Source organism: Pseudomonas sp. PS02288, assembly GCF_029959715.1.
Taxonomy (GTDB): Bacteria; Pseudomonadota; Gammaproteobacteria; order Pseudomonadales; family Pseudomonadaceae; genus Pseudomonas_O; species Pseudomonas_O kuykendallii.
In genome coordinates this window covers 18,129-40,632 of record NZ_JASCPA010000048.1, presented here as the reverse complement: position 1 = coordinate 40,632, position 22,504 = coordinate 18,129, and the positions used below count along the sequence as shown (strand labels likewise).

At 61.3% G+C, this 22,504-nt stretch carries 21 protein-coding genes; 15 read left to right on the top strand and 6 right to left on the bottom strand.

Annotated elements, in window-relative coordinates; genetic code table 11:
* From QMX85_RS17610 to yacG, 4 genes are all read left to right on the top strand, one after another.
* Positions 1–477, top strand: a 477-nt coding sequence (locus QMX85_RS17610; RefSeq protein WP_282343025.1) for a type II secretion system F family protein, incomplete at its 5' end; no start/stop codon positions are given.
* The gene (locus tag QMX85_RS17605) at positions 477–1,349 is read left to right on the top strand and encodes an A24 family peptidase (RefSeq protein ID WP_282343024.1); all 873 of its coding nucleotides are present in this window, start codon (positions 477–479) and stop codon (positions 1,347–1,349) included. The genes QMX85_RS17610 and QMX85_RS17605, both read left to right, overlap by 1 nt.
* A 115-nt stretch (positions 1,350–1,464) precedes the next feature.
* Positions 1,465–2,073 carry a dephospho-CoA kinase gene (coaE, locus tag QMX85_RS17600; RefSeq protein ID WP_282343023.1) on the top strand — a complete coding sequence of 203 codons (609 nt, stop codon included), beginning with the start codon at positions 1,465–1,467 and terminating at the stop codon, positions 2,071–2,073.
* Positions 2,070–2,270, top strand: coding sequence for a DNA gyrase inhibitor YacG (yacG, locus tag QMX85_RS17595; protein WP_282343022.1), 201 nt, complete (start codon positions 2,070–2,072; stop codon positions 2,268–2,270). The genes coaE and yacG overlap by 4 nt, the downstream gene beginning before the upstream one ends.
* A gap of 69 nt (positions 2,271–2,339) precedes the next feature.
* On the opposite strand, the gene pgeF is transcribed toward yacG, so the two are convergent.
* The gene (gene pgeF, locus QMX85_RS17590) at positions 2,340–3,062 is read right to left on the bottom strand and encodes a peptidoglycan editing factor PgeF (RefSeq protein WP_282343029.1); all 723 of its coding nucleotides are present in this window, start codon (positions 3,060–3,062) and stop codon (positions 2,340–2,342) included.
* Positions 3,059–4,030 carry a 23S rRNA pseudouridine(1911/1915/1917) synthase RluD gene (gene rluD / locus QMX85_RS17585; protein WP_282343021.1) on the bottom strand — a complete coding sequence of 324 codons (972 nt, stop codon included), beginning with the start codon at positions 4,028–4,030 and terminating at the stop codon, positions 3,059–3,061. Before rluD ends, pgeF begins: the two co-directional genes overlap by 4 nt.
* Before the next feature lie 144 nt (positions 4,031–4,174).
* Here rluD and QMX85_RS17580 point away from each other — a divergent pair, with 144 nt between their 5' ends.
* Positions 4,175–5,185: an outer membrane protein assembly factor BamD gene (locus QMX85_RS17580; protein WP_282343019.1), complete on the top strand. Its 1,011-nt coding sequence runs from the start codon at positions 4,175–4,177 to the stop codon at positions 5,183–5,185.
* A gap of 145 nt (positions 5,186–5,330) precedes the next feature.
* Here QMX85_RS17580 and QMX85_RS17575 read toward each other — a convergent pair whose 3' ends face one another.
* Both QMX85_RS17575 and QMX85_RS17570 read right to left on the bottom strand, forming a co-directional pair.
* On the bottom strand, positions 5,331–6,623 hold the full coding sequence (locus QMX85_RS17575) for an MFS family transporter (protein WP_282343017.1): 1,293 nt from the start codon (positions 6,621–6,623) through the stop codon (positions 5,331–5,333).
* A 124-nt stretch (positions 6,624–6,747) separates the two neighbouring features.
* Positions 6,748–8,379 (bottom strand): NAD+ synthase, encoded by a 1,632-nt coding sequence (locus QMX85_RS17570; protein ID WP_282343015.1) that lies wholly within the window; start codon positions 8,377–8,379, stop codon positions 6,748–6,750.
* 192 nt (positions 8,380–8,571) lie between these two features.
* On the opposite strand from QMX85_RS17570, the gene QMX85_RS17565 reads away from it, so the two are divergent.
* The 3 genes from QMX85_RS17565 to QMX85_RS17555 are packed head-to-tail and all read left to right on the top strand — an operon-like array spanning position 8,572 to position 11,718.
* Entirely contained in the window at positions 8,572–8,799 is a 228-nt protein-coding gene (locus QMX85_RS17565) for a PP0621 family protein (RefSeq protein WP_090226272.1), read from the top strand.
* A 34-nt stretch (positions 8,800–8,833) separates the two neighbouring features.
* Positions 8,834–10,381 carry an ATP-binding protein gene (locus QMX85_RS17560; protein ID WP_282343027.1) on the top strand — a complete coding sequence of 516 codons (1,548 nt, stop codon included), beginning with the start codon at positions 8,834–8,836 and terminating at the stop codon, positions 10,379–10,381.
* A 2-nt stretch (positions 10,382–10,383) separates the two neighbouring features.
* A complete protein-coding gene (locus tag QMX85_RS17555; protein ID WP_282343012.1) occupies positions 10,384–11,718 on the top strand; it encodes a sigma-54 dependent transcriptional regulator in 1,335 nt (444 codons plus the stop codon).
* 37 nt (positions 11,719–11,755) lie between these two features.
* Here the strand turns inward: QMX85_RS17555 and thiO are convergent, their stop codons facing one another.
* Complete coding sequence (gene thiO / locus QMX85_RS17550; RefSeq protein WP_282343011.1) at positions 11,756–12,853, bottom strand: glycine oxidase ThiO; 1,098 nt, start codon at positions 12,851–12,853, stop codon at positions 11,756–11,758.
* Between the two features lie 110 nt (positions 12,854–12,963).
* Here thiO and QMX85_RS17545 point away from each other — a divergent pair, with 110 nt between their 5' ends.
* The 7 genes from QMX85_RS17545 (at position 12,964) to QMX85_RS17515 (ending at position 21,524) form a co-directional block, all read left to right on the top strand.
* Positions 12,964–13,479, top strand: a complete 516-nt coding sequence (locus tag QMX85_RS17545) for a GspH/FimT family pseudopilin (protein ID WP_282343010.1) — start codon at positions 12,964–12,966, stop codon at positions 13,477–13,479.
* Positions 13,480–13,586: 107 nt separating this feature from the next.
* Complete coding sequence (locus tag QMX85_RS17540) at positions 13,587–14,075, top strand: GspH/FimT family pseudopilin (RefSeq protein ID WP_282343009.1); 489 nt, start codon at positions 13,587–13,589, stop codon at positions 14,073–14,075.
* A complete protein-coding gene (gene pilV, locus QMX85_RS17535; protein WP_282343008.1) occupies positions 14,072–14,620 on the top strand; it encodes a type IV pilus modification protein PilV in 549 nt (182 codons plus the stop codon). The genes QMX85_RS17540 and pilV overlap by 4 nt, the downstream gene beginning before the upstream one ends.
* Complete coding sequence (locus tag QMX85_RS17530) at positions 14,610–15,422, top strand: PilW family protein (RefSeq protein WP_282343007.1); 813 nt, start codon at positions 14,610–14,612, stop codon at positions 15,420–15,422. Before pilV ends, QMX85_RS17530 begins: the two co-directional genes overlap by 11 nt.
* The gene (locus QMX85_RS17525) at positions 15,419–15,970 is read left to right on the top strand and encodes a PilX N-terminal domain-containing pilus assembly protein (RefSeq protein WP_090226255.1); all 552 of its coding nucleotides are present in this window, start codon (positions 15,419–15,421) and stop codon (positions 15,968–15,970) included. Before QMX85_RS17530 ends, QMX85_RS17525 begins: the two co-directional genes overlap by 4 nt.
* A 23-nt stretch (positions 15,971–15,993) precedes the next feature.
* Positions 15,994–21,057: a PilC/PilY family type IV pilus protein gene (locus QMX85_RS17520; protein ID WP_282343004.1), complete on the top strand. Its 5,064-nt coding sequence runs from the start codon at positions 15,994–15,996 to the stop codon at positions 21,055–21,057.
* On the top strand, positions 21,057–21,524 hold the full coding sequence (locus QMX85_RS17515) for a type IV pilin protein (RefSeq protein ID WP_282343002.1): 468 nt from the start codon (positions 21,057–21,059) through the stop codon (positions 21,522–21,524). Before QMX85_RS17520 ends, QMX85_RS17515 begins: the two co-directional genes overlap by 1 nt.
* Positions 21,525–21,545: 21 nt before the next feature.
* Here QMX85_RS17515 and ispH read toward each other — a convergent pair whose 3' ends face one another.
* On the bottom strand, positions 21,546–22,490 hold the full coding sequence (gene ispH / locus QMX85_RS17510) for a 4-hydroxy-3-methylbut-2-enyl diphosphate reductase (protein ID WP_282343001.1): 945 nt from the start codon (positions 22,488–22,490) through the stop codon (positions 21,546–21,548).
* Positions 22,491–22,504: the final 14 nt, after the last annotated feature.

Here is a 22,504-nt window from a genome sequence, read left to right as displayed (position 1 = left end):
TGCGGGTCTGCTTGCGCTTGCCGGCGTACTCGGCGTCGGCGAAGGTCATTTGCTTCATCGGGAAACTCGGGCAACGGGATCGGCGTATTTCACCAGATTCGGGAAGTCTTTTTCAGACCATCCCTAGTGGACGCCCTGGACTCCGTATCCGGCGCAACCGGCAACGTGGTGTTCAAAAATGCGGTGAACAAGGTAAAAGCCGACGTCTCTACCGGCATGCAGCTCAACTTCGCCATGCGTACCACAGGTGTGTTTCCGGCGATGGCTGTTCAGATGACCGCCATTGGCGAAGAGTCCGGCGCGCTTGATTCGATGCTGGACAAGGTTGCGACCTTCTACGAAGAGGAGGTCGACAACAAGGTCGACGGCCTGACGGCGCTCATGGAACCCATGATCATGGCCGTGCTGGGCGTGCTGGTAGGTGGCTTGATCATTGCGATGTATTTGCCGATCTTCCAACTGGGCTCCGTCGTCTGATGCCGTTGCTCGACTTCCTGGCCAGCCATGCGCTGGCCTTTGTTTTGTGTGCCGGGGTGTTGGGGCTGCTGGTGGGCAGCTTTCTCAACGTAGTGGTTTATCGCCTGCCCGTGATGCTGGAGCGGGAGTGGAAGGCACAGGCCCGGGAAATCCTGGAATTGCCCACCGAAACGCCACAAAAACCCTTCAACCTCGTGCTGCCGAACTCCCACTGCCCTCACTGCGCGCATGAAATAAAGGCCTGGGAAAACATTCCGCTGCTCAGTTATCTGGCGCTGGGCGGAAAGTGTTCCAGCTGCAAATCGCCGATCAGCAAGCGCTACCCCCTGGTGGAGTTGGCTTGCGGTCTACTGTCGGGCTACGTGGCGTGGCACTTCGGACTGTCCTGGCAAACCGGCGGGATGTTGCTGCTGACCTGGGGCCTGCTGGCGATGAGCCTGATCGATGCCGATCACCAACTCCTTCCGGACGTGATCGTTCTGCCCTTGCTATGGCTGGGCCTCATCGCGAACAGCTATGGGCTCTTCGCGAACGCAACGGACGCGCTCTGGGGCGCCATTGCCGGGTACCTGAGCCTGTGGTCGGTGTACTGGCTGTTCAAGCTCGTCACCGGCAAGGAAGGCATGGGCTACGGAGACTTCAAACTGCTGGCGATGCTGGGCGCCTGGGGTGGCTGGCAGATACTGCCGTTGACCATTCTGCTGTCGTCGCTGGTGGGCGCCATTCTTGGCATCATCACGCTGCGCCTGCGCAAGTCCGAGGCCAGTACACCGATTCCCTTTGGTCCGTATCTCGCGATTGCCGGTTGGATTGCCCTGCTCTGGGGTGATCAAATAACGGCCTCCTATCTGCAATTCGCCGGGTTCCGATGACTTCCCCGCTCTCCCTGGTTCTCTTCAAGGCCATGTCCACCTACGATGACGAAGTACGCCACGCAAAGGCGCCCGCCCTTGCCCTACGTGCCTTCGACCACGCCACGGCAGCCCGATGAAACCCTGGATCCTCGGACTTACCGGCGGAATCGGTAGCGGCAAGAGTGCGGTGGCCGAGCATTTCGTCGACCTGGGCGTCCACCTGATCGACGCCGACCACGTCGCACGCTGGGTCGTGGAGCCTGGGCGCCCCGCGCTGGCACGAATCGCCGAGCATTTTGGCCCGACCGTTCTGCAGGCCGACGGAACACTGGACCGCGGCGCGCTGCGCTCAAGGGTTTTCCAGGACGCCGAGCAGCGACGCTGGCTGGAGAGCCTGTTGCATCCGCTGATCGGCGAGGAGATCGTCAGCTATCTCGCGCAGGCCAAGTCGCCCTACGCGATCCTGGTTTCGCCCCTGCTGATCGAGTCCGGCCAACACCGTCTTACCCAACGGGTGCTGGTCGTGGATGCGCCCGAACAGCTGCAACTGCAGCGCACCATGAGCCGGGACAAGGCGTCCGAGGAGCAGGTCCGCGCCATTCTTCAGGCCCAGGCTCATCGCGAAGAGCGACTGCGCCACGCGGACGACGTACTGATCAACGACAGAGATCTGCCCTGGCTGCGCTCGGAAGTCGAGCGTCTGCACCATTTTTACCTGACATTGCGCGGAGGCCAGCCATGAGCAACCCGATGACCGTCGAATGCCCCACCTGCGGAGCGTCCGTCGAGTGGAGTGCGAAGAGCCCGTCGCGCCCGTTCTGCTCGGAGCGCTGCAAGCTCATCGACTTGGGCGCATGGGCATCCGAGGAGCATGCGATCCCCGGAGACCAGGTGGATGACGAGCTGTTTTCCGGGGAATTGCCGCCGAGAGCGCATTGAGTCCCGCGGGATACCGCCGAAAGGCAGCCGTCGATCGCAAGCGGAAACCTCTCGGGCAGCGGGTCTCCCCTAGTCCAGCCAGACCAGGCTGGCGAAGCGACCGGTAGGGTTGGCGCGGCGGTAGGAGTAGAAGCGCGGATCGCTGAAGGTACAGAAGCCGCCGCCATACACCGCGGTCACGCCACGGGCAGCCAGGCGGATACGCGCCAACTGGTAGATGTCGGCGATGTAGCGCCCGGCGTTGGCGCTCGGCACGAAGGCCCGCTCGGCCTCGCCGTGAGTCCCGATGAACGCGTCGCGAACTTCGGCCCCCACTTCGAATACCTGCGCGCCGATCGCAGGACCGAGCCAGACCAGCAACTCGTCCCCGTCCACCTCAAGCGCATCCAGCGTCGCCTCCAGCACGCCGCCAGCCAGGCCTCGCCAGCCGGCATGAGCCGCCGCCACGCGGGTGCCCGCGCGGTCGCAGAAGAGCGCGGGCAGGCAGTCGGCGGTAAGCACGGCGCAGGCGACACCGCGGCGGGCGGTCCAGCTGGCGTCGGCACGGTGGACGGTCTGCAGGTCGGCCTCCACCGCACGCACCGAATGCACCTGGGACAACCAGGCCGGCGCGCAGCCCAACGTTTGGTTCAAAACACCGCGGTTCGCGGCGACCGCGGACGGATCGTCGCCGACGTGATCGCCGAGGTTGAAGCCGTCATACGGGGGAAGACTGAAGCCGCCGGAGCGGGTGGTGACGCAGGCACGAACGCCGGCGGGCGCCGGCCAGTCGGGGGTCAGCCAGTCGTTCAGACGAACGCCTCGTTGTCCTGGCGCAGCAGGGTCAGCAGCCAGACCAGATCGTCGGGCAGTGGCGACTCCCACTTCATGCGCTTGCCGGTGACCGGATGGTCCAGCTCGAGAAAGCGCGCGTGCAGGGCCTGACGGGGAAACTGCTTGAGGGTTTCCACCAGGGTGGCGCTGGCGGCCGGCGGAATGCGGAAGCGGCCGGCGTACACCGGATCGCCCACCAGCGGGAAACCGACGTGGGTCATGTGCACACGGATCTGGTGAGTGCGCCCGGTTTCCAGCTTGATGCGGGCATGCGTGTGCGAGCGGAAGCGTTCCAGCACGCGGTAGTGGCTGACCGCCGGCTTGCCACCGTCGATCACCGCCATGCGCTGACGCTGCGCGGAGCTGCGTCCGATCGGAGCATCGATCTTCCCGCCGGAAGTGATCACGCCGATGACGATGGCCTCGTAGATGCGGCTGACGCTGCGCGCCTGCAGCTGCGCGACCAGTTTGGTCTGCGCCTCGAGCGTCTTGGCGACCACCATCAGGCCGGTGGTGTCCTTGTCCAGGCGATGGACGATGCCGGCACGCGGTACGTTCACCAGGTCCGGCGCATGGTGCAGCAGCGCATTGAGCAGCGTGCCATCGGCGTGCCCGGCCGCCGGGTGAACGACCAGGCCGGAGGGCTTGTCCAGCACCAGCAGATGCTCATCCTCGTAGACGATGTTCAGCGCGATGTCCTGCGCCACCCAGTCGCCCTGAGCTTCCTGCTCGGCGTTGAGTTCGAGCACGGCGCCGCCGTAAACGATGTCCCGCGGACGCAGCACACCGCCGTCTACGGTGAGCGAGCCGTCCTTGATCCACGCGGAAAGGCGCGAACGCGAATGTTCGGGAAAGACCTGGGCCGCGACCTGATCGAGACGTTGCCCGCCGAGTTCGGTGGGGACCGAAGCGTGCAGTTGGATGGCTTGCTTGCTGATAGGAGACATGCTCGGAAAGGCAGGGCGTAGCCTTTGGTTCGGCTGCGCGCTTGTGGTTAAATACGGCGTCTTTGCCCCGGCACAACCGGGGCGTCCACTATAACAGGACGGCCGCGCACGAGACAGCCAGCCGTCACAGGGACGCAAGCCGATATGCAAGTGAAACACCTGCTGCTGATCGCCACCCTCGCCCTCACCGCAGCCTGTTCCTCGAACAAGGAAGTGGTCGACGAGAATCTGAGCGAGGCCGAGCTGTACCAGCAGGCCCAGGAAGCCCTCAGCGATAACAGCTACAACAGCGCAATCGCCAAACTCAAGGCCCTGGAGTCACGCTACCCGTTCGGCCGCTATGCCGAGCAGGCGCAGTTGGAGCTGATCTACGCCAACTACAAGAACGTCGAGCCGGAAGCCGCCAAGTCCTCGGCGGAGCGCTTCATTCGTCTGCACCCGCAGCACCCGAACGTCGACTACGCCTATTACCTCAAGGGCCTGGCCTCGTTCGACCAGGATCGCGGCCTGCTGGCGCGCTTCCTGCCGCTGGACATGACCAAGCGTGACCCCGGCGCCGCGCGCGATTCGTACAACGAGTTCGCCCAGCTGACCAGCCGCTACCCGAACAGCCGCTACGCGCCCGACGCCAAGCAGCGCATGATTTACCTGCGCAACCTGCTGGCCGCTTACGAAGTGCACGTCGCCCACTATTACCTGACCCGCGAGGCCTATGTGGCCGCCGCCAACCGCGGCCGTTACGTGGTGGAGAACTTCCAGGAAACCCCGTCGGTAGGCGATGGCCTGGCGATCATGGTCGAGTCCTACCAGCGCCTCGGCCTGGACGACCTGGCTGCCACCAGCCTGGAAACCCTGAAGCTGAACTATCCGGACAACGCCAGCCTGGTCGATGGCAAGTTCGTGCCGCGCGAAGAGGAGGCCGACAACCGCTCCTGGCTGGCCAAGGCCACCCTCGGCTTCATCGAAAGCGACACGCCGCTGCCGCCGGGCGAGACCCGCGCCAGCCAGGACGTGATCAAGCAGTACGAGGACGCCCAGGAATCGATTCCGCAGGAACTGATCAACCAGGACGGTGCCGATGCACAAGCCCCTGAAGCCGAGGCGCCGAAGAAGCGCTCCTGGTTAAGCCGCCTGACCTTCGGCCTGTTCGACTGAGTCGACTGCGCTGAGAGAAAAAAGGGCCCGCGAGGGCCCTTTTTCTTTTCCTGTCATTAGCGCCCGGACTGCCGGACGCAGACTCTCGCGGAGCAGCGGTGCCCTGGGTTTTCCCGCCGGCGAGATCGCCCGTGCCCCCTCGGCCTCAGTGATCGTGGTGCAGGTAACTCGCCTGCTTCGGCAGGCGCAGGCTGACGAAGAAGGTCAGTACCAGCATGCCCGACACGTACCAGTAGAACGTCTCCTCCATGCCGATGCTCTTCAGGCCGAGGGCGACGTATTCCGCCGAACCACCGAACAGGGCGTTGGCCACCGCGTAGGACAGGCCGACGCCGAGCGCGCGGATTTCCGCAGGGAACATCTCGGCCTTCACCAGACCGGCGATCGAGGTGTACAGGCTGACGATGGCCATCGCCAGGATGATCAGGCCGAACGCCGCGAACGGGCTGCTGACTTCCTTAAGCGCGGTCAGGATCGGATAGGTGCAGAGCGCTCCGAGGGCGCCGAACCAGAGCATCGAGGCGCGCCGACCGATCCTGTCCGACAGCATGCCGAACAGCGGTTGCATCAGCATGTAGACGAACAATGCGAAGGTCATCACGGCGCTGGCGGTCTTCGCGCTCATGCCGCTGGTATTGACCAGGTACTTCTGCATGTAGGTGGTGAACGTGTAGAAGATCAGCGAGCCCCCGGCGGTGTAGCCAAGCACGGTGAAGAACGCTGCCTTGTGGTGCCGGAACAATTCGCCGAGGGTGCCGGCCTCCTTGCGCCCCAGGTCTTCGGTCTTCGCCGTTTCATTCAGCGAGCGGCGGAGGTACAGCGAGATCAGTGCCGCCAGCGCGCCAACCACGAAGGGGATCCGCCAGCCCCAGGCCCGCAGTTCGTCCTCGCTCAGCACCTGCTGCAGGATCACCACCACCAGCACGGCGAGCAACTGGCCGCCGATCAGGGTGACGTACTGGAACGAGGAGAAGAAACCACGTTGCCCGCGCAGCGCCACCTCGCTCATATAGGTTGCGGTGGTGCCGTACTCGCCGCCTACCGACAGCCCCTGGAACAGACGCGCGAGCAGCAGCAGCAAAGGCGCGAGCGCGCCGATGGTCTCGTAGGTCGGCAGGCAGGCGACCACCAGCGAGCCGCCGCACATCATCAGCACCGAGATCATCATCGAGGTCTTGCGCCCGCGCTTGTCGGCGATGCGGCCGAACAGCCAGCCGCCGATGGGGCGCATCAGGAAGCCCGCGGCGAACACCCCGGCGGTATTCAGCAACTGGACTGTGGGGTCGTCCTTGGGAAAGAACGCCTGGGCGAAGTAGATCGCGCAGAAGGCGTAGACGTAGAAATCGAACCATTCGACCAGGTTGCCGGAGGAGGCGCCGACGATGGCGAAGATGCGCTTGCGGCGCTCCTCCGACGAGTAATGCGGGGTGTCGGTCATCGGGAAGTCCCTTTAAGAGGCTGTTCTTACCCTGACCTGTAACGGGATATGTCGTTCAACGCAGACATGGATGTGCGGTCCGCAGCGGCGGATATCTTCCGTCGCCATGGACCGCTCCGAGGGCTCAGTCGCCGATCTGCCAGCCCGAGGTGATCGGGTAACGGCGGTCGCGGCCGAAGCCGCGCTGGGTCACGCGCACGCCAACGGCCGCCTGGCGCCGCTTGTACTCGTTGAGATCGACCAGGCGCAGCACCCGGCGCACCGTCTGCTCGTCGAAACCCTCGGCGATGATCGCGTTGGCCGACAGGTCATGCTCGACGTACAGACGCAGGATCTCGTCGAGCACCGGATACGGCGGCAGCGAATCCTCGTCCTTCTGGTCCGGCGCCAGTTCGGCGGACGGCGGACGGTCGATGACCCGCTGCGGGATCACCGGGCCGAGCGTGTTGCGGTACTCGCAGAGGCGGAACACCAGGGTCTTCGGCACATCCTTGAGCACGTCGAAGCCGCCGGCCATGTCGCCATAGAGCGTCGCATAACCGACTGCCATCTCGCTCTTGTTGCCGGTGGTCAGCACCAGATAGCCCTTCTTGTTGGAGATCGCCATCAGCAAGGTGCCGCGGCAACGCGCCTGCAGGTTCTCTTCCGTGGTGTCGCGACCGAGGCCTTCGAACACCGGCGCCAGGGTGGCGAGGAACGATTCCACCATCGGCGCGATGGGCAGCACGCTGTACTTCACGCCAAGCGCGTCGGCCTCTTCCTCGGCATCTTCCAGGCTCATCTGCGCGGTGTAGTGATACGGCATCATCACCGCCTCGACCTGCGCCGCACCGAGCGCATCCACCGCCACCGCCAGCGTCAGCGCCGAATCGATGCCGCCGGAGAGGCCGAGCACCACGCCCTTGAAGCCGTTCTTGCGCACATAGTCGCGCACCCCGACGACCAGCGCCTGGTAGACGCTGGCTTCGATGCCGGGCAACGCCGCGCAGGCGGCCGGCAGCGGCTGCAGGCGCTCGCCATCGAACGTCAGTTCGACCGGCAGCAGCACGTCGGCGAAGGGCTCGGCGCGCTGGGTCACCTGCCCGTCGGCGGAAATCACGCAACTGCCGCCGTCGAACACCAGCTCGTCCTGCCCGCCGACCTGGTTCACGTAGATGATCGGCATGCAGCAGTCGGTGGCGCGACCGGCCAGCAGGCGCTCGCGTTCGGCCTGTTTGTCGAGGTGGAAAGGCGAAGCGTTGAGACTGAGCATCAGCTTGGCACCCGCTGCCCTGGCCTGGGCGATCGGCTCGGGGAACCAGATGTCCTCGCAGATCGTCACCGCCACTGGCACGCCCTTCACTTCGATCACACAGGGCCGCGCGCCGGATTCGAAATAGCGTTTCTCGTCGAAGACCCGGTAGTTGGGCAGCTTCTGCTTGTAGTAACGCGCCAGCAGCACGCCATCGGCGAGCACCCCGCAGGCGTTGTAGCGGGTTTCGCCCACCTGCCAGGGGTAACCGACCACCAGGTAGATGCCGCTGACCTCGTCCTTGATGCGCTGCAGGCCCTGCTCGATGCGTGCCTGCATGCTCGAGCGCAGCAGCAGGTCTTCCGGCGGATAGCCGCACATGGCCAGCTCGGGGAAGACGATCAGATCGGCCTTCATCCGGTCGCGCGCATCGAGCGCGGCGGCGATGATCCGCTCGACATTGCCGTGTATGTCGCCCACCGGCAGATTCATCTGGGCCATCACGACCCGCAGGGTTTGGCTCATGCCGCCTCCACGATTCCATTGATCTTGCATGCCGCTGCGAAAAGAGGCACCCGCTGGGCGTATTCTCCCGTATCCCGCCAGCCGGTAACAGCGCTTCGGCCACAACCTCCGCCGGCGATGCGTTCATCGCTGTGCTCGCCCCGCGGGCTTGGCTAAACTGCCTGCCTTTCCTCACCAAGCGAGCGTCATCGCATGTTTCGTCTGCTGCTATGGGCCGCGCTGATCGCGGCGGCTTACTGGTTGTGGCGACGGGCCACACGCCCTGCCCGTCCGGTTGAAAAGCCGGAAAGCGCCACGCCGATGGTCCGTTGCGCGCACTGCGACATCCACCTTCCGCGCGAACATGCACTGGCACAGGGCGAACGCTGGTACTGCAGCCAGAAACACCTGGAACAAGGCGCCAAGCCCGGTGCCCGATAGTTCCCTGCCGCTGAGCAGCGCCGCCAGCCCACGGATGCTGCGCCTCTATCACCTGTACCGGCTGACCATCGGCCTGGTCCTGGTGCTGCTCATCTCCAGCGACCTCGACGACCAGTTGCTCGACCTGGCCCAGGGGCCGCTGTTCCGCTACGGCAGTTGGCTGTACCTGATCGTCAACATCGTCATTGCGGTACTGCTGCAACGCCCGCGCCACCTGCTGCAAGTGTTCAGCCTGGCGATGTTCGACGTGACCATGCTGTCGGCGCTGTTCTATGCAGCCGGCGGTACGCCAAGCGGCATCGGCAACCTGATGATCGTCGCCGTGGCGATCGCCAACATCCTGTTGCGCGGGCGCATCGGCCTGCTGATCGCGGCCGTGGCCTCGATCGGCATGATCTACCTGACCTTCTACCTGAGCCTCGCCCGCCCCGCGGCAGCCTCGCAGTTCGTCCAGGTAGGCGCACTCGGCGCGCTGTGCTTCGCCGCCGCGCTGTTCGTCCAGACCCTGAGCAAGCGCCTGCGCCATTCCGAAACCCTGGCCGAACAACGCGCCAGCGACGTCGCCAGCCTGGAGACGCTCAATGCCCTGATCCTGCAGCGCATGCGTACCGGCATTCTGGTGCTCGACGAACAGCGCCAGGTGCTGCTGGCCAACCAGGGCGCGCTGAACCTGCTCGGCAGCGACCACCTCGCCGGCGAATCCCTGGCGGCACGCTGCCCGACGCTGGTCGAGCGCCTCCAGCAATGGCGCGACAACCCGACGATGCTGCCGCGCAGCATCGTCGCGGTGCCCGGCGGGCCGATCCTGCAACCCAGCTTCATCGCCCTGCAGCGCGGCGAGGAGCAGCAGGTGCTGGTGTTCCTCGAGGACATTTCGCAGATCGCCCAGCAGGCGCAGCAGCTCAAGCTGGCATCGCTCGGCCGCCTGACCGCCGGCATCGCCCACGAGATCCGCAACCCGCTCGGCGCCGTCAGCCATGCCGCGCAGTTGCTGCAGGAGTCGGAAGGCCTGGAGGCGCCGGACAAGCGCCTGGCGCAGATCATCCAGGACCATTCGCGGCGGATGAACCTGGTGATCGAGAACGTGCTGCAACTGTCCCGCCGACGCCAGGCCGAGCCGCAACTGCTCGACCTGAAGTACTGGCTGCACCGTTTCGTCGGCGAATACCGCAGCGCGTCCGGACCGAACCAGACGCTGCACATCGAGACCCACGGCAGCAGCCTGCAAACGCGCATGGACCCTCACCAGCTGAGCCAGGTGCTGACCAACCTGATCGAGAACGGACTGCGCTACAGTGCACAGAACAACGATCGGGGCCAGGTCTGGCTGCGGCTGTTCCGCGATGCCGACAGCGACCTGCCCGTCCTCGAAGTGCTGGACGACGGGCCAGGCGTGCCCCAGGAGCAGATCGAGCATATTTTCGAGCCGTTCTACACCACCGAAAACAAGGGCACCGGCCTGGGCCTGTATATTTCCCGTGAGCTGTGCGAGAGCAACCAGGCGCGCCTCGACTACAAACCCCGCGAAGAGGGCGGCAGCTGCTTCCGCGTCACCTTCGCCCACCCGCGCAAACTGAGCTGACCATGACCGCTCGACAGAGAGCCCTGATCGTCGACGACGAGCCCGATATCCGCGAACTCCTGGAGATCACCCTGGGGCGGATGAAACTCGATACGCGCAGCGCCCGCAATGTCAAGGAGGCGCGCGAATGGCTGGCGCGCGAGCCCTTCGACCTGTGCCTCACCGACATGCGCCTGGCCGACGGCACCGGCCAGGATCTGGTGCACTACATCCAGCAGCGCCACCCGCAGGTCCCGGTGGCGATGATCACTGCCTACGGCAGCCTGGATACCGCGATCAATGCGCTGAAGGCCGGCGCCTTCGACTTCCTCACCAAACCCGTGGACCTCGCCCGCCTGCGCGAACTGGTCGCCACCGCGCTGCGCCTGCATGCACCGGGCAACGACCCGGCCAGCGTCGACGAGCGACTGATCGGCGACTCGCCGCCGATGCGCACCTTGCGCAAGCAGATCGAGAAGCTCGCGCGCAGTCAGGCGCCGGTCTATATCAGCGGCGAATCCGGCACCGGCAAGGAGCTGGTCGCACGGCTGATCCACGAACGCGGCCCGCGCGGCGAGCAGCCATTCGTCCCGGTGAACTGCGGCGCAATCCCCTCCGAGCTGATGGAAAGCGAATTCTTCGGCCACAGGAAAGGCAGCTTCACCGGCGCCATCGAGGACAAGCTGGGGCTCTTCCAGGCGGCCAACGGCGGAACGCTGTTCCTCGACGAGGTGGCCGACCTGCCGCTACCGATGCAGGTCAAGCTGCTGCGCGCGATCCAGGAAAAAGCCGTGCGCGCCGTGGGTGGCCAGCAGGAAGTAGTGCTCGACGTGCGCGTGCTCTGCGCCACCCACAAGGACCTCGCCGCCGAGGTCGCCGCCGGACGTTTCCGCCAGGACCTGTACTACCGGCTGAACGTCATCGAACTGCGCGTGCCGTCCTTGCGCGAACGCCGCGAGGACATTCCGCAGTTGGCGACGAACATGCTCAGCCAACTGGCGGCGGGCAGCCAGCCCGCCACGCTGCACGGCGAAGCCCTGGAGAAGCTCAAGAGCTACCGCTTCCCCGGCAACGTCCGTGAGCTGGAGAACATGCTCGAGCGCGCCTACACGCTGTGTGAGGACGATCAGATCAGGCCGGAGGACCTTCGCCTCGCCGATGCCCCGGGCGCGGGCGATACGGCCGACGGCAACCTGGCGCAGGTGGACAACCTCGAGGACCATCTGGAGGAGATCGAGCGCAAGCTGATCATGCAGGCACTCGAGGAAACGCGCTGGAATCGCACCGCCGCGGCGCAACGCCTCGGCCTGACCTTCCGTTCGATGCGCTATCGGCTGAAGAAGCTGGGGCTGGACTGAAGCGATCGATGGGCTCGCGCCCATCGATCGGCTGTCCTCAGATGCGCCCGGCAGGCATGTAGGGCGTGGGATCGATGATCGGCTCGCGCCCAGCCATCAGATCCGCCAATAGCTGACACGAGGCCGGGGCCAGCACCAGACCGTTGCGGAAATGCCCGCAGTTCAGCCAGAGCCCGTCGTGCCCCGGCAGCGGACCGATGAACGGAATGCCCTCCGGCGAACCGGGACGCAAACCCGCCCAGTGCCCCACCACCTCGGCATCGGCCAGCGCCGGCAGCAGCTCGATGGCCGACGCCTTCAGGCTCGCCAGCGCCTCGTCGGTGGGCGTCTTGTCGAAGCCTTCGTACTCCAGCGTGCTGCCGATCAGGACGTGCCCGTCACGGCGCGGAATCGCGTAGCGCCCCTTGGCCAGGACCATGCTCGGCAGGAAGTCCTCGGCGCACTTGAACAGGATCATCTGCCCCTTGACCGGCTCGACGGGCAACTCGATGCCGAGGGTCGCCAGCAACTCGGCACTCCAGGCCCCCGCGGCGAGCACGACCTGGTCCGCGCGAATCTCGCCCTGCTCGGTCAGCACGCCGCGAATCCTGGCGTTCTCGCGGATGAACCCCGTCACAGGGCAATGCTCAAGCAGTGTCACGTTGGGCATCCCCAGCACGGCCGCCCGCAGCGAGCGCACCAGACGCGGGTTGCGGATGTTTGCCACGCCGCTCATGTGAATCGCGCTGGAGAAGCCCGAGCCCAAGGGCGGGACGGCGTCGTGCACCGCCGCGATGTCCACCGACTGCAGCGGCCGACCCTGCTCCCGCGCCCAGGCCAGCGCCAGCGGCTCGTCATCAAGGTCCAGCCAGTAGAGCCCGGTAACGTGCACTTCGGGATCGATCGCTGTCTCCTCGAAGAGCCGTTCGGCCAGATGCGGGTAATAGTCCTGCGACCAGTGCGCCAGCGCCGTCACCGCCGCGCTGTAGCGCCACGGATAGAGCGGCGAAACGATCCCGCCGCCGGCCCATGAAGACTCGCGCCCGACATCGCCCTTCTCTAGCAGGCTCACGTCATAACCCTGCTCGGCCAACAACCGCGCGCTGAGCAAGCCGATTGCGCCGCCACCTACCACCAGAACCTTGTTCAAAACCATCCTCCACGCGTCAACGGGTCACCCCCGCGCCGATTGAAATCGCTCCGTCGCGAACTACAAAAACAGAGCAGCCAGGAGTGCTGCGAAATTTTCTCAAGGAAGAACACGATATGAACAGCACTGATTCGCTCGGCTTCACATTAATAGAGCTGCTGATAACCCTCAGCGTCCTTTCAGTCGCCGCGAGTATCGGCGTGCCGTCGTTCATCCATTTGATCGAAAGCAACCAACAGCAAACATTACGCAACACCCTGCTCGCCCAGTTGCAAACGGCGCGTGGGCAGGCCGTGTTCAGGGGAAGGAACATCGAGCTTTGCGGATCCGGCCAAGCCAACGACTGCGACAACGCCTGGGCGAGCGGGTTGATGGTACGAGATGCAGATACGGGCGAGGTCCTCGTGTTCCAACCGCTGAAGGCAACCGGCACCCTGAAGTGGACGGGTTCGATCAACCACCAAAGCGTCGTCTACAACAGCAGCGGTGCCAGCCCGGCGAGCAATGGCCGGTTCGTTTACTGCAGCAAGGATTCAAAAGCGCTCTGGCAAATCGTGATCAACAGACAAGGGCGCTTCCGCCAGGCAGAGGGGCTGGAAAGCGGACAGAGCCACAGCACCCTGTGTGGCTGATATCAACGCGTTACCAGTCATCCCTCTGGCTGTCCCGCCTGTCCCGACGAGTACGACAGGCCGCGCCTCCCAGGCAAGAATATCCAATCGTAACTTGGAGATTTTTCATGCCGAAGCGCGCCCGTCTGTCAGGCTTCACCTTGATAGAGCTCATGGTGGTAGTGACACTACTCGGCATCTTCGCAGCTATAGCGGTGCCCAGCTTCACCACCCTGATCAATAACAACCGCGTGCAGGGAGCCAGCGCAGAATTCCATGCACTTCTGCAGTTCGCTCGGAGCACCGCCGTCAGCAGACGCACGCCAGTGACTGTCAGCGCCTCCAGCGGCACCTGGTCAGCCACCATCGGCAGTTCGACGGTCACCAGCTTGCGCACCTTCACTCCCACCTACGTGGCGGTATCGGCGAATCCGGCAAGCATCGAATTCAAGCCCGACGGCACCGCGGCCAACGCGACCTACACGATCTGCGCGAACGATGAAGCGGCCAACGGCTTTCAGATCATCGTTCAAACCACAGGCATGAGCCGAATGTCCGCCAGAGGCAAGAGCGCCTCCAACTCCTCGACCGCCCTCACGAGTTGCACATCATCATGAATGACATATCTCGCCAGTCTGGTTTCAGCATGATCGAGGTGTTGGTGACCTTTCTTCTGATAACCATCGGGATTCTCGGGATGGTCGCGTTGCAGGGAAAGACGATCGCCTACACGAAAGACTCCTCCCAGCGAAACACTGCGGCGATGCTCGCTGACGATCTATTCGAACTCATACGCGCTAATCCCGACGCCATACTATCGGCCGACGGAAATCTGAAGGCGAGCACTGGCGATTACTACAAGGCCAAAGGAAGCGATTTCCCCAGCGCTCCAAGTTCCTGCGCCACGACGCCCTCTTCGGCCTCGCAGCAACTCGCCTGCTGGGCGCAAGAGGCCAGCAAGCTGCTTCCGGGTGCCGCCGACTTACTGAACAGCGAATTCTACGTCTGCCGCTCTACATCCCCGGGACCCTCGGGATGTGGCTCCGCCGGTTCGGCTATTGAGATCCAACTGGCGTGGAAAGTTAAAAACGGTGAATGCCTTGAGGAAACGCCGTCAGAAGACACAACCATTTGCTACTACCGACTGCGTAGTGAGCCATGAGGACGCCGAAATGAGAGGACATGGCCAGGACGGTTTATCTTTGGTGGAGCTGATGGTGGCGTTGGCGATCAGCAGCTTCCTGATTCTTGGCGTAACCCAGATTTATCTGGATAACAAACGCAACTACCTCTTCCAGCAGGGGCAGTCAGAAAACCAGGAAAATGGCCGCTTCACACTTCAGTTGCTTGAACAGCAACTGGCGAAAGCAGGTTTTCGACGCCGACCGGATGATCAGCTCGACTTTGCCTTCCCCGCAGTCACGGCCTCCCAAACCGGGATAACGGACTGCGCTTTCGCTGCAGGTGAAGTCGTGAAAAGCGTGAACGCGAAAACGCTATGCATCCGATATCAACCCCGAGATACCGCCGAAGTAGATTGTCTGGGTAACGGCCGCTCCGCAAACAACGCCGCCATCGCGCAGCCCTACACCTCCCCTGTAGAAAACTTCGTCGAAAAAATTGGCGTGAATGATAGCGGCCAGCTCATCTGCACCAGTAAGAACGCTTCAGGCGAAACCTCGGGTGTTCTTGTCGATGGAATAACCGACATACGTTTCGACTACGGGGTAAATACAACCGAGGACAGAGAGGTAACGAGCTTCAAAGTTACCCCTGCCGGCGGAGACTTCATTCGAGTCGTTCGCTACTCCGCACTGATGTCCACATCCCAGGGAAATATCAGCCAGGACGTGCAGTTCAAAACCTATAAAGAGTGGTATGGCGAAGACGCTACAGCGCCGAACGATGGGAAGATTTACCAGATTGCGAAAAGCACCATGACATTACGGAATCAGATGCCATGAAAACACCATCAAGCATAAAGAATAACCAGAACGGCGCCGCGCTTTTTATCGCGCTGATCATGCTCCTGGTTATCACGTTGCTCGCCGTTTCCAGCATGCGAGAAACGACGCTGGAGGCCCGAATCACCGCGAACCGACTCGAGAGCAAACGGCTCATGGGCAGCGCGGAAGCAGGATTGAGAGAAGGTGAAAGGAGACTATCAGCCACGATCGCTCCTCCGGAAACCTGCGGCTCCATTCCCTGCATACAAGGAATCGTGACCAACTACAGCACCGACTTCTCCAGCGCTCACGCCTACAGCGGGCTCAAAGGAAATACGTCAATGAACAGGAATGTCCATTGGTACATGAAAAACATCAATGCTGGCGGGGCCAACAACGAAGCAGAGGATCCGGAATACGGCGCCTATGCACAAGGGATTGGAAAGTATTACTACGAAATAAACAGCCAGGCCTATAACGCTCCCTCCGGCACGACCTCGGCCACTACCTGTACTGCGGATGTCGTGTGCTTACGCTCCGTTGTAGCGCGCGTCTACAACAAATGACCATCACTCCAACGGAGAGCAAAATGAAAGCACTTTTCTCTGCAGTTGCAGTCATGGGCATCTTTTCTTTGACGCCGAATGCCCATGCAAATATCGACATTGCCCAAAGCCCGGTTTTTGTAAGCGCTGCCGTACCTCCGCTCAACATGCTCGTCATGGGTCGCGACCACAAGCTGTATTACGAAGCCTACAACGACGCTTCCGATCTCAATGGAGACGGAAAGCTGGATGTTGGATATCGGGGCTACCTGACGAAAGCAAATGGCGGAATCGACTATTACGGCTACTTCAATTCAAAAGTATGTTACACCCATAACGGTACGTACTTCGCACCGGCGCAACTGGGAAGCGGCGATAACGGCAAAGAATGTTCGGGGCAATGGAGTGGAGATTTCCTGAACTATCTGACCACTTCGCGCATGGATGCACTTAGAAAGGTTCTTTATGGCGGCTATCGCTCCACCGACAGCAGCAGCCAGACAATCCTCCAAGGCGCCTTCATTCCTCAGGATGCGCACAGTTGGGGTAAGGAATACCAGAGTGTAGCCAGGGATGGTTACGATATCAGGCGCTATACAAACCTGGCTCTCCCCAGCAACGGGTTCTACCACCTGTTTGCCGTAACCTCCACAACCGACAACACCGCCCCCAAGTTACGGGTCTTGAATAACACCTCCTTCCGAATCTGGAACTGGGTTTCCAAGGAGCGCACCGTTGCGGACAGCACATGCGTGAGCAGCACTCGCGCGACAGTTTCTTGCACCACCGGGGGGCCGGCGACGGGTTGGGCAGTAGTGCCGAGCAGCGAATTCGTAACCAGCACAAGCTCAGGAACAGGGACGGGCGCCGAAGTGAGTCGGCCGCTAACATTGACGACTTGGAAGGACGATATTGGAAGCCCCAACAACACAGCTGATATGAACGCCTTATTTAATTCGACAAACTCCAGCGATAGTAATAAGTGCGGCACACAAGAAGTAACAACCATAAAGTCCTCGGGAACCAAAAACAGCAACCCATTTAACGGCATAAAGGGATGCACACAAGATAAATATCACACACTTATCGAGGGAACACTTAGACCCACCGTAAGCGGAAGCTACTTATTTTCAATTGACGGGGACGATGCTGTCGACGTCTATATAAACGGAACGCTTAAAGCAAGCTGGTATGGCGGCCATGGCGCTAACCATAACGGCAGCGACACCTATTTCTTCACAATGGACTTGGTAGCCAACCAGAACTACACAATCAAGTTCCGCCACGAGGAAGGCAGCGGCGACGACGAGTGGGGTTTCTACTGGAAGCCCGCCGATGCCGTAGCTTCACGAATGGTCGATTACGACATCAGGGTTGAAGCTTGCCCTAGCAACGAAACACTTAGAGAGTCGAACTGCAAAGCGTATCCAAGTGGCGCATACAAGCCTACGGGAATACTCCACGACTACGGCGAAACCAACAGGATGTATTTCGGGCTCCTTTCCGGCTCCTACAAGAAAAACATGAGTGGCGGGACATTGCGCAGCAACATTCAGAGCTTCGCCAACGAGTTGGACCTGCAGAACGGCCAATTCAGAAGCAATGTATCTGGTATCGTCGACACCATAAACAAGTTTAGAACCTATGACTTTCGATATAGTGATCACTTATATGGCTGCGGCTTCATAAGCGACCGAGCGATGACTCAGAGTGACACCTGCTATATGTGGGGAAACCCCATAGGCGAAATGATGTATGAAACCATGCGCTATTTCGCAGGCGCCACGACACCCACCAGCGCTTATGACTATACGAACAGTGGAAGCCCAGACGAGGCCATTGGCCTGCCCAAGCCCAACTGGACCCCGCCATACGCCAATATAAATGGCGGTCGAAATGCGTATCCGGGCTGCGCCGTTCCCGCCATGACGGTTATCAGTGACATCAACCCCTCCTACGATGTCAAACTGCCGGGCGCGAAACAAAGCTGGCAAGCAGGGAATACCGCGTTTTCCAGCACGGGCAATCCGACCGGGATCAGCACGCTCAATGTTTCCGAAGAAGTCGACGCGATCTGGGAGGCAGAGGGCGGCGGAACGCGGTCGATCTTCATCGGAGAATCGAATGGTGTAAGCGACGGTGCACCCACGGAGAAAGAGGTCAGCAACCTCTCCACCGTTAGAGGGCTTGCTCCTGAGGAGCCTACGAAAAGCGGCACATACTACTCGGCCGGGGTATCTCGATTTGGCGCCAGGCATAACATTGGTGGCGATAAAAAACTTTTGACGTATTCCGTCGCTCTCGCCTCACCACTGCCGAAGATCGAATTCCCCGTAGATGGGAAAAAAGTCACGGTCGTTCCGTTCGCAAAATCCGTGCAAACTTCCTATGCACCCACCAACCAAATCGTAGATTTTTATGTTGAACAAATAGCCAATACCGACACACAGAATGCAAACATATCGGTCAATAGCGGCCGCCCCTACGCAAAATTCAGGATCAACTACGAAGACGTAGAGCAGGGTGCCGACCATGATATGGATGCCATCGCGCTCTATACGCTGTCCGTCAACTCACAAGGTACGTTGGATATACGCTTGGATTCGGAGTACGCCGCAGGCAGCGCATTGCAGAACATGGGATATGTCATTTCGGGAACGACGCACGACGGCGTCTACCTCGAGATATGTGACCTGCAGAATGACAGCATCACTACCTGCAACAGCACCACGACATTCTACAAACTCAACACCCCTCCCGGCAGGGCTCCCAATTACTGCGTTGGACGAACGAATGATAATGAATGCAAGAACTTGCCGATAAGTACAACCCGAAATTTTTCAGCATCCAGCACGCCAAGTGCTTCTTTGCTCAAAGATCCGCTGTGGTACGCCGCCAAATACGGAACGACCGCAACCAACTGGGACTCGGATTCCGATGGGACACCGGACAACTATTTCCTCGTGACCAACGCGTTGACGCTCAAGGCTCAACTCGACAAGGCCTTCGGAGACTTGGATCAACGGCAGAAGTCCATTACTCGCCCTGCCGCGGGACGAGAGCCGCAATCCAACAGCACTGCGACCACGCAGGCAACTTACCGCACCGAGTTCGACACGGACGACTGGAGCGGCGACCTGATAAAGGAAACTCGCACCTCAGCAAATACTATTACCAGCGTATGGAAGGCAAGCGCCAACATACCGGCCACTCGCAACATATACATGAACAATGGAAGTAATACAGGCTCGAAGCTCAGCGACTTTAGCTGGGCAACGCTGGACGGAAAGTCCTTTGCCGGAGTTCCCCTGAGGGATTCGCTTAATATAAACCCCGTCACCAATCAGACGGACAGCGATAATGCCGGTGCATACGGCCAAGCTAGAGTGAAATTCATCAGGGGCGAAAGCTGTACCGGGCTTTCAGGCTGCGGCACCTTCCGCATACGCAACAAAAAGATCGGTGACATCGTAGGCTCCAGCCCTGTTCTGGTCAGCGGAGCCCAGTATCTGAACTATGTCGCAGACAGTTTGGACGGGGCTGCAGGGACTTATGCGTCATTCAAGACGGCACAGGCTGCGCGCACCCCGATGGTTTATGTCGGCTCGAATGACGGAATGCTGCATGGCTTCAATGCCAATACGGGTGCGGAAACCTTTGCATTCATACCCACCCCTGTTATTCCGACATTGAATCAACTGACCCGCAGCGACTACACGAGCCAGACCAACGACAACCACCGTTACTATGTGGATGGTTCAATAAGCGTGACGGATGTTTACTTTGGAAGCGCCTGGCACACCGTTCTTGTGGGCACACTTGGGGCCGGCGGCCGCGGCGTATTTGCTTTGGATGTGACGGACCCCGAGTCGATCAAACTGTTGTGGGAGTTCACCAGCGACACGGCGGCAAGCAAAAGCTGCGATGCGTCCAACAACTGCGTAAGCGATCTGGGGCAAACCCTGGCTACACCGGTGGTAGCGAGATTGCACTCCAACTCATGGGCAGCGGTCATTCCGAATGGCTACAACAGCCCCAACAACGGTTCAGGCAAGGCGGTCCTGTTTGTTCTCGATATTCAGACCGGAGCCCTCCTGAAAAAACTGGATGCGTTCGCAGCCACCGGGACCAACGGTTTGTCGACGCCGAAACTGGCGGACAACAATAGCGATGGCGTAGCGGACTATGCCTATGCAGGGGATCTGCAGGGCAACATGTGGCGATTCGATCTGTTAAAAGCCCCCTCAACTTCCACCCCCACCCCGTCGGCTCCATTCGCTCGAACAGAAGACGCAACCAGCATTGCGGAACAATTCAGAGTTTCCTTCGGTGGGGCTCCTCTTTATAGCGCCAAAGACTCGGACTCGAACGCACAGCCGATAACTTCGGCTCCTGCGCTGATTCGTCACCCGTCTCGACTGGGCTACATCGTGGCGTTCGGCACCGGCCGCTATCTGGGCACCACCGACAAGGTCAGCCCCTTCAAGATGCAGACGCTCTACGGCGTGTGGGATCGCCAGACAAAAGGCGAAGAGGCCGGAAGCACACCCACGCTGACGCGCTCGGATCTACAGGTACAAACCATTACCTCCGAGAGCCTGGGCGCGACTTTCGGTAGTGAAACCCAAGACGTGCGCATCCTGAGCAACACCGGAGTCAGTTGGTATTCGGCAACCAATACGTCAGGTAAATACGGCTGGAGACTGGATCTCTCGACCTCCACCAGTTCCAATGGGGAGAGGATCGTCGATGATCCGATCAAGCGCGGCGATGTCCTGATCGTTGGCAGCCGCACGCCAAACTCGGACCCCTGCGAATCGGGGATGGACGGTTTCTACTACGGAATCAACCCGGCGACGGGCGGCCGTACGACATTCAACGTGTTCGACTTGAACGGAGATGGCGTGGTGAATAGTCTGGACTCGTCCGGCACGCCTATTAGCGGCGTGGGAGCCTCCAACGTGGGCGGGAACACGCTCATTTCCGGCCCCAACATAACGGATGCTCCATGTTTGCTCGACTCAACGGGCAAATGCACCAATATCAATTTGGGTAGCGGGTCCAGCGGCCGTCAAAGCTGGCGTGTATTACCCGGGAGCGCACTCTGATGCTGATCACCGAACAAAACAAACGCCGTAGTGCGGGCTTCACGCTAATAGAGATGATGATCACAGTAGCGATCGTCGCCATCCTGGCGGCCATCGCCTATCCGAGTTATCAGCAATATGTATTGAGGGCCAACCGGACGGAGGCACAGGCTCTGCTGAACGATGCCGCCGCACGCCAGGAGCGTTATTTCGCACAGAACAATACGTACGTAACGGCGCAATCCGATATTGGAAAGCTACAACTCAAGAATACGACTGGTTCGGGGAACGACACCGTCGTCAAGTCCGAAACGGACAAGTACAAGCTCACCGTGAGCAACCCCAACGGCAGCGGTGGCTATCTGTTGACCGCCACCCCGCAGGGCTCCCAAACCGCGGACACCGCATGCGGGAACCTCACCCTAAATGCAATCGGCACCCGTGGCGTCAGTGCCTCCGGTGCCGACCCGAAGAACTGCTGGAAATAATCTGCGAGGCGGGTAAAGCGCTTAGATAGCCTTCACCCGCAACTCCTTAGGCATGGAGAACGTGATGTTCTCCGGCCTGCCGAGCAATTCCTCGGCGCCGCTGGCGCCCCACGCATGGAGCTGCTCGATTACCCCGCGCACAAGCACTTCCGGGGCCGAGGCGCCGGCGGTGATGCCGATCTTCTGGCAACCTTCGAACCACTCGCGCTTGAGGTCTTCGGCACCATCGATGAGATAGGCCGGAGTGCTCATGCGTTCTGCCAGCTCGCGCAGGCGGTTGGAGTTGGAGCTGTTGGGGCTACCCACCACCAGCACCAGGTCGCAGTCGGCAGCGAGCTGCTTGACCGCATCCTGGCGGTTTTGCGTGGCGTAGCAGATGTCGTCCTTGCGCGGGCCGCCGATGGCGGGAAACTTCTTCCGCAGGGCGTCGATCACTCGGCTGGTGTCATCCATCGACAGCGTGGTCTGGGTGACGAACGCCAGCGACTCGGGATCGCGCACGGTCAGGGAGGCGACGTCCTCCTCGTCTTCCACCAGGTAGATCGAGCCGCCGTTAGCGGTGTCGTACTGGCCCATGGTGCCCTCCACTTCCGGGTGCCCCTCGTGACCGATGAGGATGCACTCGCGGCCGTCGCGACTGTAGCGGGCGACCTCAAGATGCACCTTGGTCACCAGCGGGCAGGTCGCATCGAACACCTTCAGGCCGCGTCTTTCGGCTTCCTGGCGCACCGCCTGGGATACGCCGTGGGCGCTGAAGATGACGATGACGTTGTCTGGCACCTGATCCAGCTCGTCGACGAAGATTGCCCCGCGCGAACGCAGATCCTCCACCACGAACTTGTTGTGCACGACTTCATGGCGCACGTAGATCGGCGGACCGAACACCTCGAGGGCACGATTGACGATCTCGATGGCGCGGTCGACACCGGCACAGAAGCCACGGGGATTGGCGAGTTTGATGAGCATGACGAATCTCGGCG